The following is a 13,274-nucleotide window of genomic DNA, read 5'->3' as shown; positions in this document are numbered from 1 at the left end:
CTCCCGATGGCGGCAGCCCAGGCAAACACAAACAAAAACGGCCTCCACTAAGGGAGGCGTTCTCAGTACAACTAAGCTAATGGCTTACTTGCGATCTTCCAGCTTGGTAATGTCACGCGACTCGTAGCCGGTGTACAACTGGCGCGGGCGGCCAATCTTGTACGGGCTGGAGAGCATTTCTTTCCAGTGGGAGATCCAGCCCACGGTCCGCGCCAGGGCGAAGATCACGGTGAACATGCTGGTTGGAATGCCGATCGCCTTGAGGATGATCCCCGAGTAGAAGTCGACGTTCGGGTACAGCGAGCGTTCGATGAAGTACGGGTCGGTCAGGGCGATCTCTTCCAGGCGCATGGCCAGTTCGAGTTGCGGATCGTTCTTGATGCCCAGTTCCTTCAACACTTCGTCGCAGGTCTGCTTCATGACCGTGGCGCGTGGGTCGCGGTTTTTGTAAACCCGGTGACCGAAGCCCATCAGTTTGAACGGATCGTTCTTGTCCTTGGCCTTGGCGATGAAGGCGTCGATGTTCGAGACATCGCCGATTTCATCGAGCATGGTCAATACGGCTTCGTTCGCACCGCCGTGAGCAGGGCCCCACAGTGCGGCGATACCGGCGGCGATACAGGCAAACGGGTTGGCACCCGAAGAGCCCGCCAGGCGCACGGTAGAGGTGGAAGCATTCTGTTCGTGGTCGGCGTGCAGGATGAAGATCTTGTCCATCGCCTTGGCCAGCACCGGGCTGATCGGTTTGATCTCGCACGGGGTGTTGAACATCATGTGCAGGAAGTTTTCCGCGTACGTCAGGTCGTTGCGCGGGTACATCATGGGTTGGCCCATTGAGTACTTGTAAACCATTGCGGCCAGGGTCGGCATCTTGGCAACCAGGCGGATCGCGGAAATTTCGCGATGCTGCGGGTTATTGATGTCCAGGGAGTCGTGATAGAAGGCCGACAGGGCGCCGACTACGCCGCACATGACGGCCATCGGGTGGGCGTCGCGACGGAAGCCGTTGAAGAAGGTCTTCAACTGCTCGTGAACCATGGTGTGGTTCTTCACGGTGCTGACGAACTGGGCTTTCTGCTCAACCGTTGGCAGTTCGCCATTCAGCAGCAGGTAGCAGGTTTCGAGGTAGTCCGAGTGCTCGGCCAGTTGCTCGATCGGGTAACCGCGGTGAAGCAGAATGCCATTATCGCCATCGATATAGGTGATCTTCGACTCGCAAGAGGCGGTCGACATGAAGCCTGGGTCGAATGTGAAACGGCCCGTGGCCGTCAGACCCCGTACGTCTATAACATCGGGACCAACGGTGCCGGTTAAAATGGGCAGCTCGACGGGGGCTGCGCCCTCGATGATCAACTGCGCTTTTTTGTCAGCCATGTGGCCTCCTATTTATGCTTCAAATCATCAGACAGACCCCCCACGCAGGGCCCGCACCACTATAGTGAGATAAATTCAGATGTCAATTTGCCTAAAGTCTTGCCCCAGAAGGCTTTAACCGTACTTTTTCCTCGAAATTAACTGCCGTTTACGCCTTTTATCCTGTCAGCGCAATCCGCTATTAGGGTGAGGAGCGCGCGTTGTCATTAGTAACCTAACTGTCTATACTCGGCCACCGACCGCCAAGGGCTTTTGGGCTTGCTTTCATTGGGGGTCGCACTCCCTGGGTGGTGCTACCTGACCAGTGCACTCCCCGACAACTTTGCCCTGATTGTTAGGGGCTCTTAAGTGTGAAAAAAAGCCGTGAATAGCCAACGACCTGTAAACCTAGACCTAAGGACCATCAAACTCCCCATCACCGGCGTTACGTCGTTCCTGCACCGTGTTTCCGGCATCATCCTGTTTCTTGGCCTGGGCATCATGCTTTACGCATTGAGCAAATCCCTGGGTTCCGAGGAAGGTTTCGCCGAGGTGAAGGCATGCTTGACCAGCCCGCTGGCCAAGTTCGTAGCATGGGGCCTCCTCTCCTCTCTGCTGTATCACCTGGTAGCCGGCGTGCGCCACTTGATTATGGACATGGGCATTGGTGAGACGCTGGAAGGCGGCCGCCTGGGCTCGAAAATCATCATCGCCATTTCCGTGGTGCTGATCGTTCTGGCAGGAGTTTGGATATGGTAACCAGCGTTACGAACCTTTCGCGTTCGGGCCTCTACGACTGGATGGCGCAGCGTGTGTCTGCGGTTGTTCTCGCGGCTTATTTCATTTTTCTGATCGGGTACCTCGTCGCACACCCAGGCATCAGCTTTGAGCAATGGCATGGCCTGTTTGCTCATAACGCGATGCGAATCTTCAGTCTGCTGGCACTGGTGGCTCTGGGCGCTCACGCCTGGGTCGGCATGTGGACCATCGCGACCGACTACCTGACGCCGATGGCGCTGGGCAAGTCCGCGACCGCAGTACGTTTCCTCTTTCAGGCAGTCTGCGGCGTTGCGATGTTCGCTTACTTCGTCTGGGGTGTGCAGATTCTTTGGGGTATCTGATTCATGGCTAACATTCCAACTATTTCATTCGACGCCATCATTATTGGTGGTGGCGGTGCTGGCATGCGCGCAGCGCTGCAGCTGGCTCAGGGCGGTCACAAGACTGCCGTGATCACCAAGGTGTTCCCGACGCGTTCCCACACGGTGTCGGCTCAAGGTGGCATCACCTGCGCCATCGCTTCCGCCGACCCGAACGATGACTGGCGCTGGCACATGTACGATACCGTCAAGGGTTCCGACTACATCGGTGACCAGGACGCTATCGAATACATGTGTCAGGAAGGCCCGGCCGCCGTGTTCGAGCTGGACCACATGGGTCTGCCGTTCTCGCGTACCGAACAAGGCCGTATCTACCAGCGCCCGTTCGGCGGCCAGTCGAAGGATTACGGTAAAGGCGGGCAGGCTGCCCGTACCTGCGCCGCTTCCGACCGTACCGGCCACGCGCTGCTGCACACGCTTTATCAGGGCAACCTGAAAGCCGGCACCACGTTCCTGAACGAGTACTACGCGGTTGACCTCGTCAAGAACGCACAAGGCGAGTTCGTCGGTGTAATCGCAATCTGCATCGAAACCGGCGAAACCACCTACATCCGCGCCAAGGCTACCGTGCTGGCGACTGGCGGTGCAGGGCGTATCTACGCGTCGACCACCAACGCCCTGATCAACACCGGTGACGGCGTCGGCATGGCATTGCGTGCCGGCGTACCGGTGCAAGACATTGAAATGTGGCAGTTCCACCCGACCGGCATCGCCGGCGCCGGTGTACTGGTGACCGAAGGTTGCCGTGGTGAAGGTGGTTACCTGATCAACAAGCACGGCGAGCGTTTCATGGAGCGTTATGCGCCGAACGCGAAAGACCTTGCCGGTCGTGACGTTGTAGCCCGTTCGATGGTTAAAGAGATCATCGCCGGCAACGGCTGTGGCCCGAACGGCGACCACGTACTGCTGAAGCTCGATCACCTGGGTGAAGAAGTGCTGCACAGCCGCCTGCCAGGTATCTGTGAGCTGTCCAAGACCTTTGCTCACGTTGACCCGGTGGTTGCTCCGGTTCCGGTTGTACCAACTTGCCACTACATGATGGGCGGTGTTCCGACCAACATTCATGGCCAGGCGATCACCCAGAACGCCGAAGGCGTGGACGAGATCATTCATGGTCTGTTCGCGGTAGGCGAAGTAGCCTGCGTATCGGTACACGGTGCCAACCGTCTGGGCGGCAACTCGCTGCTCGACCTGGTGGTATTCGGCCGCGCTGCCGGCCTGCACCTGGAAAAAGCGCTGACTGACGGCATCGAATACGATGACGCTACCGACGCCAACATCGAAGCGGCTCTGGCGCGTCTGAACGCTCTGAACGAGCGCACCGATGGCGAAGACGTGGCAACCCTGCGTCGCGAGCTGCAAAGCTGCATGCAGAACTACTTCGGTGTGTTCCGTACCGGCGAGTACATGCAGAAGGGCATCGCCCAGTTGGCCGACCTGCGTACGCGCATCGCCAACGTCAAGATCAACGACAAGAGCCAGGCGTTCAACACCGCTCGTATCGAAGCCCTTGAGCTGCAAAACCTGCTGGAAGTGGCTGAAGCCACGGCGATCGCCGCTGAGGTTCGTAAAGAGTCCCGTGGTGCGCACGCACGTGAAGACTTTGAAGATCGCGATGACGAAAACTGGTTGTGCCACACCCTGTTCTTCCCGGGTGACAAGCGCGTAACCAAGCGTGCCGTGAATTTCTCGCCGAAGACGGTTCCGACGTTTGAACCGAAAATTCGGACTTACTAAGGGTGGCTGCCATGTTGAAAGTCAGTGTTTACCGTTACAACCCTGATCAGGACGCTGCGCCGTTCATGCAGGAGTTCCAGGTCGATACCGGTGGTAAAGACCTGATGGTGCTGGACGTACTGGCACTGATCAAAGAGCAGGACGAGGGTTTCTCTTATCGTCGCTCTTGCCGCGAGGGTGTTTGCGGCTCGGATGGCATGAACATCAACGGTAAAAACGGCCTGGCGTGCATCACGCCGCTGTCCGCCGTAGTTAAAGGCAACAAGCTGATCGTTCGTCCTCTGCCAGGTTTGCCGGTTATCCGTGACCTCGTCGTCGATATGAGCATCTTCTACAAGCAATACGAGAAAGTTAAGCCGTTCCTGCAGAATGACACGCCGGCCCCGGCCATCGAGCGTCTGCAGTCGCCTGAAGAGCGTGAAAAGCTCGACGGTCTGTACGAGTGCATTCTGTGCGCTTGCTGCTCGACCTCGTGCCCGTCCTTCTGGTGGAACCCGGACAAGTTCCTGGGCCCGGCCGCTCTGCTGCAAGCGTACCGCTTCCTGGCAGACAGCCGCGACACCAAGACGTCCGAGCGTCTGGCTTCACTGGATGACCCGTTCAGCGTATTCCGCTGCCGCGGGATCATGAACTGCGTCAACGTATGTCCCAAAGGCCTGAACCCGACTAAGGCCATTGGTCATATTCGTAACATGCTGCTGCAAAACGGCGTGTAAGCGACGTAACAAGGCAGGACCGTTGTGCCCGTAAATGCTGCGGCGCAGGCTTCAACCGGCGCCGTAGTTTTAACTTGAGCAGCGACTTACAAAGCCGCGGCTCTTATTTTGAAGAAATGAGACAAGCAGGGGCATTCGGGTTGGTACCCGAACTATCAGCGTGATCCTAAGTGGCTTGTTTTGGTCGCTGCACTTGGCCTTTTGCAAGCAAACTCGGTGTTTTCGCCGGTGGTGTCCCCAAATCGAGGGTGACCAAGCATGCAAGAAAGCGTGATGCAGCGCATGTGGAACAGCGGCTATCTTTCAGGTGGTAACGCTGCCTATGTGGAAGAGCTTTATGAGCTCTACCTGCACGACCCTAACGCTGTGCCAGAAGAATGGCGCACCAAATTTCAGACGTTGTCTTCAGACGGCAACGCTGCCACCGATGTATCGCATGCAACAATTCGCGATCAATTTGTGCTGCTGGCAAAGAACCAGCGCCGCGCTCAACCGGTTTCTGCCGGCAGCGTGAGCAGTGAGCATGAAAAGAAGCAAGTTGAAGTACTGCGACTGATCCAGGCCTACCGGATGCGTGGCCACCAGGCGGCCCAGCTTGACCCGCTGGGGCTCTGGCAGCGTCCTGCACCTGCTGACCTGTCGATCAATCATTACGGCTTGACCAATGCCGATCTTGATACGACCTTCCGTGCCGGCGACCTGTTCATCGGCAAAGAGGAAGCGAGCCTACGCGAAATTCACGAAGCGTTGCAGCAGACATATTGCCGCACCATCGGCGCTGAATTTACGCACATTACCGATTCCGAGCAGCGCCACTGGTTCCAGCACCGCCTTGAAGGCGTGCGTGGCCGCCCGGTGTTGTCCGCCGATGTGCGCAGCCACCTGCTGGAGCGCGTGACTGCAGCCGAAGGTCTCGAGAAATACCTGGGCACCAAATACCCGGGCACCAAGCGTTTCGGCCTGGAAGGCGGCGAGAGCCTGATTCCGATGCTCGACGAGCTGATCCAGCGTTCCGGTTCCTACGGCACCAAGGAAGTCGTGATCGGCATGGCTCACCGTGGTCGTCTGAATGTGTTGGTTAACACTTTCGGCAAGAACCCGCGCGAGCTGTTCGACGAGTTCGAAGGCAAGAAGAAGGTCGAGCTGGGTTCCGGTGACGTTAAATACCACCAGGGCTTCTCGTCAAACGTGATGACCACCGGCGGTGAAGTTCACCTGGCCATGGCGTTCAACCCGTCCCACCTGGAAATCGTTTCGCCAGTGGTCGAGGGTTCGGTACGTGCGCGCCAGGACCGTCGCAACGACACCACCGGTGAAAAAGTTCTGCCGATTTCGATCCACGGTGACGCGGCATTTGCCGGTCAGGGCGTGGTTCTGGAAACGTTCCAGATGTCGCAGACTCGCGGCTTCAAGACCGGCGGTACGGTTCACATCGTCATCAACAACCAGGTCGGCTTCACCATCAGCAACCCGCTGGACGCGCGCTCTACCGAGTACGCGACCGACGTTGCGAAGATGATCCAGGCGCCGATCCTGCACGTTAACGGTGATGATCCGGAAGCCGTGTTGTTCGTGACCCAGTTGGCCATTGACTACCGCATGCAGTTCAAGCGTGACGTGGTGATCGACCTGGTTTGCTACCGCCGTCGCGGTCACAACGAAGCGGATGAGCCGAGCGGCACCCAGCCGATGATGTACCAGCAGATCGCCAAGCAGCGCACCACCCGTGAGCTGTACGCCGAAAGCCTGACCAAGGCCGGCGTAGTCGACGACGCGCGTGTTCAAGAGAAGATCGACGAATACCGCAACGCGCTGGATAACGGCCTGCACGTGGTAAAAAGCCTGGTTAAAGAGCCGAACAAAGAGCTGTTCGTTGACTGGCGCCCGTACCTGGGCCACGCCTGGACTGCACGTCACGACACTACGTTCGACCTGAAAACCTTGCAGGAACTGTCTGCCAAGCTGCTGGAAATTCCAGACGGCTTTGTCGTACAGCGCCAGGTTGCGAAGATCTACGAAGACCGTCAGAAGATGCAAGCCGGCGGCCTGCCGATCAACTGGGGTTACGCCGAAACCATGGCGTACGCGACCCTGGCGTTCGAAGGTCACCCGATTCGCATGACCGGCCAGGACATCGGCCGCGGCACGTTCTCGCACCGTCACGCGGTGTTGCACAACCAGAAAGACGCGGGCACCTACATTCCGCTGCAAAACCTGTACGCAGGCCAGCCACGTTTCGACCTGTACGATTCGTTCCTGTCCGAAGAAGCCGTACTGGCGTTCGAATACGGCTACTCGACCACCACGCCGCAGGCACTGGTGATCTGGGAAGCCCAGTTCGGCGACTTTGCAAACGGTGCCCAAGTGGTTATTGACCAGTTCATCACCAGCGGCGAGCACAAGTGGGGCCGTCTGTGCGGTCTGACCATGTTGCTGCCACACGGTTATGAAGGTCAGGGTCCGGAGCACTCCTCGGCCCGTCTTGAGCGTTACCTGCAGCTGTGCGCCGAGCACAACATTCAGGTGTGTGTGCCGACTACCCCGGCCCAGATCTACCACTTGCTGCGTCGCCAGGTGATCCGCCCGCTGCGCAAGCCGCTGGTCGTGCTGACGCCGAAGTCGCTGTTGCGTCATAAACTGGCCATCTCGACCCTGGAAGATCTGGCCGACGGTTCGTTCCAGACCGTTATTCCAGAAATCGACACGCTGGACGCGGCCAAGGTCACTCGCCTGATCCTGTGCAGCGGCAAGGTTTACTACGACTTGCTGGAAAAACGCCGTGCCGAAGGCCGCGAAGACATCGCCATCGTGCGTATCGAGCAGCTTTACCCGTTCCCGGAAGACGACCTGATGGAGGCCATCGCGCCTTACACCAACCTCACGAATGCCGTGTGGTGTCAGGAAGAACCGATGAACCAGGGCGCGTGGTACAGCAGCCAGCATCACCTGCGTCGCAGCATCGGTAACCACAAAACAGGCCTTGGCCTGGAGTACGCCGGTCGTGATGCTTCTGCTGCACCTGCGTGTGGTTATGCGTCGATGCACGCCGAACAGCAGGAAAAACTGCTGAAAGATGCTTTCACTGTTTAACGCCTTCGCGCTGACTGAAACCGAATTTTAAGGACCCACAGATAATGGCTATCGAAATCAAAGCCCCGTCATTCCCGGAATCGGTTGCCGATGGCACCGTTGCCACCTGGCACAAGAAACCAGGCGACGCCGTAAAGCGTGATGACCTGATCGTCGACATCGAGACCGACAAAGTCGTTCTGGAAGTGTTGGCCGAAGCTGACGGCGTGCTGGGCGCGATCGTTGCCGAAGAGGGCGCTACCGTCCTGTCGAACCAGGTGCTGGGCTCGATCGAAGCGGGCGGCGCTGCTGCCGCCGCTCCGGCCGCAGCTGCACCGGCTGCCGCTGCTGCTCCAGCTGCTGCTGCTCCGGCGGCGGCTGGCGAAGACCCAATCGCTGCACCGGCTGCTCGTCAACTGGCCGACGAAAACGGCATCAACCTGGCCTCCATCAAAGGCACCGGCAAAGACGGCCGTGTGACCAAGGAAGACGTGGTTGCTGCGGTTGAAGCCAAGAAAGCCGCGCCGGCTGCCGCACCTGCCAAGCCTGCCGCCCCGGCTGCCGCTGCGCCTGTGTTCGCTGCAGGCGACCGCACCGAGAAGCGCGTGCCGATGACTCGCGTACGTGCCACCGTGGCCAAGCGCCTGGTTGAAGCACAGTCGAACATGGCGATGCTGACCACCTTCAACGAAGTCGACATGACTGAAGTGATGGCCCTGCGTTCGAAGTACAAGGACCTGTTCGAGAAGTCCCACAATGGCGTGCGCCTGGGCTTCATGTCGTTCTTCGTCAAAGCGGCTACCGAAGCGCTGAAGCGTTACCCGGCAGTCAACGCCTCGATCGACGGCACCGACATCGTTTACCACGGCTATGCTGACGTCGGCGTTGCCGTGTCGAGCGACCGTGGCCTGGTAGTACCGGTGCTGCGTAACGCCGAGCTGATGAGCCTGGCTGAAATCGAAGGCGGCATTGCCGGCTTCGGCAAAAAAGCCCGTGACGGCAAGCTGACCATCGACGAGATGACCGGCGGTACCTTCACCATCACTAACGGTGGTACCTTCGGTTCGATGATGTCGACCCCGATCGTCAACCCGCCACAAGCTGCGATCCTCGGCATGCACAACATCCTCCAGCGTCCGATGGCGATCAACGGCCAAGTCGTGATCCGCCCGATGATGTACCTGGCGCTGTCGTACGATCACCGCCTGATCGATGGTAAAGAAGCCGTGACGTTCCTGGTGACCATCAAGAACCTGCTGGAAGACCCGGCTCGTTTGCTCCTGGATATTTAAGAGAAGCAGCTGCAAGCCCCAAGTTACAAGCTGCAAGAGAAAGCAGTTTGGCTTTAGCTTGCAGCTGACAGCTTGTAGCTAATAGAGGATCTATTTTCATGTCTCAGAAATTTGACGTTGTAGTGATTGGTGCAGGTCCTGGCGGCTATGTTGCCGCCATCAAGGCCGCACAACTGGGCCTCTCGACTGCTTGCATCGAAAAATACACCGACAAGGAAGGCAAACTGGCACTGGGCGGTACTTGCCTGAACGTTGGTTGCATTCCTTCCAAGGCGCTGCTGGACAGCTCCTGGAAATTCCACGAAGCCCAGGACGGTTTCGCGATTCACGGCATCAACCATGCTGGCGTGACCATGGACGTGCCGGCAATGATCGGCCGTAAAGCCAACATCGTTAAAGGCCTGACTTCCGGCGTTGCGACCTTGTTCAAGGCCAATGGCGTGACTTCCCTGCAAGGCCACGGCAAGCTGCTGGCCGGCAAGAAAGTCGAGCTGACCAAGCCTGACGGTTCGGTAGAAATCATTGAAGCCGAAAACGTGATCCTGGCGTCTGGCTCGCGCCCAATCGACATTCCGCCAGCGCCAGTCGACCACAACGTCATCGTTGATTCGACCGGTGCCCTGGAGTTCCAGGCTATTCCCAAACGTCTGGGCGTGATCGGCGCTGGCGTGATCGGCCTGGAGTTGGGTTCGGTCTGGTCGCGTCTTGGCTCCGAAGTGACTGTGCTGGAAGCCCTGGACACGTTCCTGCTGGCTGCCGATACCGCGGTTTCCAAAGAAGCGTTTAAAACCCTGACCAAGCAAGGTCTGGACATCAAGTTGGGCGCTCGTGTTACCGGTTCCAAGGTTAATGGCGAAGAAGTCGTTGTAACCTACACCGATAAAGAGGGTGAAAAAACCATCACTTTCGACAAGCTGATCGTTGCTGTTGGCCGCCGCCCGGTGACCACCGAACTGTTGGCTTCCGACAGCGGTGTGAACATTGATGAGCGCGGCTTCGTCTTCGTTGACGATCATTGCGCTACCAGCGTCCCGGGCGTCTATGCCATCGGTGACGTGGTTCGCGGCATGATGCTGGCGCACAAGGCTTCCGAAGAAGGCGTGATGGTTGTTGAGCGCATCAAGGGCCACAAAACCCAGATGAACTACGACCTGATCCCGTCGGTCATTTACACGCACCCGGAAATTGCATGGGTCGGCAAGAACGAACAGCAGTTGAAAGCTGAAGGCGTTGAAGTTAACGTCGGCACCTTCCCGTTTGCCGCTTCTGGCCGTGCCATGGCAGCCAACGACACCGGTGGTTTTGTCAAAGTCATCGCTGATGCCAAGACTGACCGCGTATTGGGCGTACACGTAATTGGCCCAAGCGCTGCAGAACTGGTTCAGCAGGGCGCAATCGGTATGGAATTCGGCACCAGCGCCGAAGACCTGGGCATGATGGTTTTCTCCCATCCAACCCTGTCCGAAGCGTTGCACGAAGCAGCGTTGGCAGTGAATGGCGGCGCCATCCACATCGCCAACCGCAAGAAGCGCTAAGCGAGATAATAAGAAACCACGGCGGTTGCCCGTCGTGAGCCTTGCGAGCGAGACTCACCGCGGAATATCCGTTGGACGCAGTCTTGCGCAGCTTTGCAGGCCTTAGGCCCTTGAAGTTGCGCAAGCAGCAGTCACAGGTGGCGCGGCACTCATAATGAGCGCAGCGCCGAATGCGCAGTACCTAACGAAGACGGTAAAAAGCATGAATCTTCACGAGTATCAGGGTAAGCAGCTGTTCGCTGAATACGGCCTGCCAGTATCCCAGGGCTACGCAGTAGACACCCCGGAAGCAGCAGCAGAAGCGTGCGACAAAATCGGCGGCACCGAGTGGGTTGTCAAAGCCCAGGTTCACGCTGGTGGTCGCGGTAAAGCGGGCGGCGTTAAGCTGGTTCGCAGCAAAGAAGACGCCAAAGCCTTTGCACAGCAGTGGCTGGGCAAGCGTCTGGTGACTTACCAGACTGATGCCAATGGCCAACCAGTCACCAAGATCCTGGTTGAATCGTGCACTGATATCGCTAAAGAGCTGTACCTGGGCGCTGTCGTTGACCGTTCGAGCCGTCGCATCGTGTTTATGGCTTCCACCGAAGGTGGCGTGGACATCGAGAAAATCGCTCACGACACCCCGGAAAAAATTCTCAAGGCCACTATCGATCCACTGGTTGGCGCTCAGCCATTCCAGGGTCGCGAGCTGGCGTTCCAGTTGGGCCTGGAAGGCAAACAAGTTACTCAGTTCGCCAAGATCTTCGTAGGTCTGGCCAAACTGTTCCAGGATCACGATCTGGCCCTGCTGGAAGTGAACCCGCTGGTGATCAAGGCTGACGGCGATCTGCATTGCCTCGACGCGAAGATCAACATCGACGCCAACGCCATGTACCGTCAACCAAAGCTGAAGACTTTCCACGATCCGTCGCAAGACGATCCGCGCGAAGCGCACGCTGCCAAGTTCGAACTGAACTACGTAGCCCTGGAAGGTAACATCGGTTGCATGGTCAACGGTGCTGGCCTGGCCATGGGTACCATGGACATCGTCAACCTGCATGGCGGCAAACCAGCCAACTTCCTCGACGTGGGCGGCGGTGCTACCAAAGAACGCGTTACCGAAGCGTTCAAGATCATCCTGTCCGACTCCAACGTCGCTGCAGTACTGGTCAACATTTTCGGCGGCATCGTTCGTTGCGACATGATTGCCGAAGGCATCATCGGTGCAGTGAAAGAAGTCGGCGTTAAAATCCCGGTTGTTGTTCGCCTTGAAGGTAACAACGCTGAACTGGGCGCTAAAGTACTGGCAGAAAGCGGTTTGAACATCATCGCAGCTACCAGCCTGACCGACGCTGCTCAACAAGTTGTCAAAGCTGCGGAGGGCAAGTAATGAGCGTCCTGATCAATAAAGACACCAAAGTTATCTGCCAGGGTATTACCGGTTCGCAAGGTAGTTTCCACACCCAGCAAGCCATCGAATACGGCACCAAGATGGTTGGCGGCGTAACCCCTGGTAAAGGCGGCACCGAGCACCTGGGTCTGCCAGTGTTCAACACCGTGAAAGACGCTGTTGCTCAAACTGGCGCTACTGCCAGCGTGATCTACGTACCGGCTCCTTTCTGCAAGGATTCGATCCTGGAAGCGGCTTTCGCCGGCATCAAGCTGATCGTTTGCATCACCGAAGGCATTCCTACCCTGGACATGCTGGACGCTAAAGTTAAATGCGACGAGCTGGGCGTTGTCCTGATCGGCCCTAACTGCCCAGGCGTGATCACCCCAGGCGAATGCAAGATCGGCATCATGCCAGGTCACATTCACTTGCCAGGCAAAGTCGGTATCGTTTCGCGTTCCGGTACCCTGACCTACGAAGCTGTGAAGCAGACCACTGACGCCGGTTTCGGTCAGTCGACCTGCGTCGGCATCGGCGGTGACCCGATCCCGGGTTCGAACTTCATCGACATCCTGAAGCTGTTCCAGGAAGACCCGAAGACCGAAGCGATCGTAATGATCGGTGAGATCGGCGGTTCGGCTGAAGAAGAAGCGGCTGCCTACATCAAGGCACACGTGACCAAGCCGGTTGTTTCCTACATCGCTGGTGTGACTGCCCCTGCGGGCAAGCGCATGGGCCATGCTGGCGCAATCATCTCTGGCGGCAAGGGCACTGCAGACGAGAAGTTTGCTGCCCTGGAAGACGCAGGCGTTAAAACCGTGCGTTCGCTGGCAGACATCGGCAAGGCGTTGTCCGAGCTGACCGGTTGGGCTGTCAAGTAAGCCTCGCGCTTAGCTGACGCTTCACCAGCAAAGGCCACCTTCGGGTGGCCTTTGTGCATTCTGGGGTTTGCTGAAGGTGCAAACTGTGGGAGGGGGCTTGCTCCCGATAGCCATGCATTAGTCACTGTACAGGTTGACTGGCACACCGCTATCGGGAGCAAG

General features: G+C 57.9%; 10 protein-coding genes. 9 read left to right on the top strand and 1 reads right to left on the bottom strand.

What is annotated here, in order from left to right:
- Window positions 1-84: 84 nt before the first annotated feature.
- Window positions 85-1,374: a citrate synthase gene (gene gltA, locus F0169_RS25760; RefSeq protein WP_152747991.1), complete on the bottom strand. Its 1,290-nt coding sequence runs from the start codon at window positions 1,372-1,374 to the stop codon at window positions 85-87.
- Window positions 1,375-1,737: 363 nt separating this feature from the next.
- Between gltA and sdhC the strand changes: the two genes are divergently transcribed.
- From sdhC to sucD, 9 genes are all read left to right on the top strand, one after another.
- Entirely contained in the window at window positions 1,738-2,112 is a 375-nt protein-coding gene (gene sdhC, locus F0169_RS25755; protein WP_058411721.1) for a succinate dehydrogenase, cytochrome b556 subunit, read from the top strand.
- Complete coding sequence (gene sdhD / locus F0169_RS25750; RefSeq protein WP_058411720.1) at window positions 2,106-2,474, top strand: succinate dehydrogenase, hydrophobic membrane anchor protein; 369 nt, start codon at window positions 2,106-2,108, stop codon at window positions 2,472-2,474. Before sdhC ends, sdhD begins: the two co-directional genes overlap by 7 nt.
- Window positions 2,475-2,477: 3 nt before the next feature.
- Window positions 2,478-4,250 (top strand): succinate dehydrogenase flavoprotein subunit, encoded by a 1,773-nt coding sequence (sdhA, locus tag F0169_RS25745; protein WP_058411719.1) that lies wholly within the window; start codon window positions 2,478-2,480, stop codon window positions 4,248-4,250.
- 11 nt (window positions 4,251-4,261) lie between these two features.
- On the top strand, window positions 4,262-4,966 hold the full coding sequence (locus tag F0169_RS25740; RefSeq protein ID WP_034102931.1) for a succinate dehydrogenase iron-sulfur subunit: 705 nt from the start codon (window positions 4,262-4,264) through the stop codon (window positions 4,964-4,966).
- A gap of 258 nt (window positions 4,967-5,224) precedes the next feature.
- Entirely contained in the window at window positions 5,225-8,056 is a 2,832-nt protein-coding gene (locus F0169_RS25735; protein ID WP_058411718.1) for a 2-oxoglutarate dehydrogenase E1 component, read from the top strand.
- 44 nt (window positions 8,057-8,100) lie between these two features.
- Window positions 8,101-9,327, top strand: a complete 1,227-nt coding sequence (odhB, locus tag F0169_RS25730) for a 2-oxoglutarate dehydrogenase complex dihydrolipoyllysine-residue succinyltransferase (RefSeq protein ID WP_122250931.1) — start codon at window positions 8,101-8,103, stop codon at window positions 9,325-9,327.
- Window positions 9,328-9,425: 98 nt separating this feature from the next.
- Window positions 9,426-10,862, top strand: a complete 1,437-nt coding sequence (gene lpdA, locus F0169_RS25725) for a dihydrolipoyl dehydrogenase (protein ID WP_152747990.1) — start codon at window positions 9,426-9,428, stop codon at window positions 10,860-10,862.
- A gap of 202 nt (window positions 10,863-11,064) precedes the next feature.
- Window positions 11,065-12,231 (top strand): ADP-forming succinate--CoA ligase subunit beta, encoded by a 1,167-nt coding sequence (sucC, locus tag F0169_RS25720; protein ID WP_058411715.1) that lies wholly within the window; start codon window positions 11,065-11,067, stop codon window positions 12,229-12,231.
- The gene (gene sucD, locus F0169_RS25715) at window positions 12,231-13,112 is read left to right on the top strand and encodes a succinate--CoA ligase subunit alpha (protein ID WP_028621692.1); all 882 of its coding nucleotides are present in this window, start codon (window positions 12,231-12,233) and stop codon (window positions 13,110-13,112) included. Before sucC ends, sucD begins: the two co-directional genes overlap by 1 nt.
- The last annotated feature ends 162 nt before the right edge of the window (window positions 13,113-13,274 follow it).

Source organism: Pseudomonas kitaguniensis, from assembly GCF_009296165.1.
Classification (GTDB): domain Bacteria; phylum Pseudomonadota; class Gammaproteobacteria; order Pseudomonadales; family Pseudomonadaceae; genus Aquipseudomonas; species Aquipseudomonas kitaguniensis.
Note: the sequence above shows the minus strand (reverse complement) of the source record. Positions and strands in the feature narration are given on the sequence as shown.

Bases quoted from the DNA above. Each gene is read 5' to 3' on its own strand.
- sucC (WP_058411715.1), top strand. From the start codon at position 11,065: ATGAATCTTCACGAGTATCAGGGTAAGCAGCTGTTCGCTGAATACGGC.
- sdhD (WP_058411720.1), top strand. From the start codon at position 2,106: ATGGTAACCAGCGTTACGAACCTTTCGCGTTCGGGCCTCTACGACTGG.
- F0169_RS25735 (WP_058411718.1), top strand. From the start codon at position 5,225: ATGCAAGAAAGCGTGATGCAGCGCATGTGGAACAGCGGCTATCTTTCA.
- sdhA (WP_058411719.1), top strand. From the start codon at position 2,478: ATGGCTAACATTCCAACTATTTCATTCGACGCCATCATTATTGGTGGT.
- sucD (WP_028621692.1), top strand. From the start codon at position 12,231: ATGAGCGTCCTGATCAATAAAGACACCAAAGTTATCTGCCAGGGTATT.
- odhB (WP_122250931.1), top strand. From the start codon at position 8,101: ATGGCTATCGAAATCAAAGCCCCGTCATTCCCGGAATCGGTTGCCGAT.
- gltA (WP_152747991.1), bottom strand. From the start codon at position 1,374: ATGGCTGACAAAAAAGCGCAGTTGATCATCGAGGGCGCAGCCCCCGTC.
- F0169_RS25740 (WP_034102931.1), top strand. From the start codon at position 4,262: ATGTTGAAAGTCAGTGTTTACCGTTACAACCCTGATCAGGACGCTGCG.
- lpdA (WP_152747990.1), top strand. From the start codon at position 9,426: ATGTCTCAGAAATTTGACGTTGTAGTGATTGGTGCAGGTCCTGGCGGC.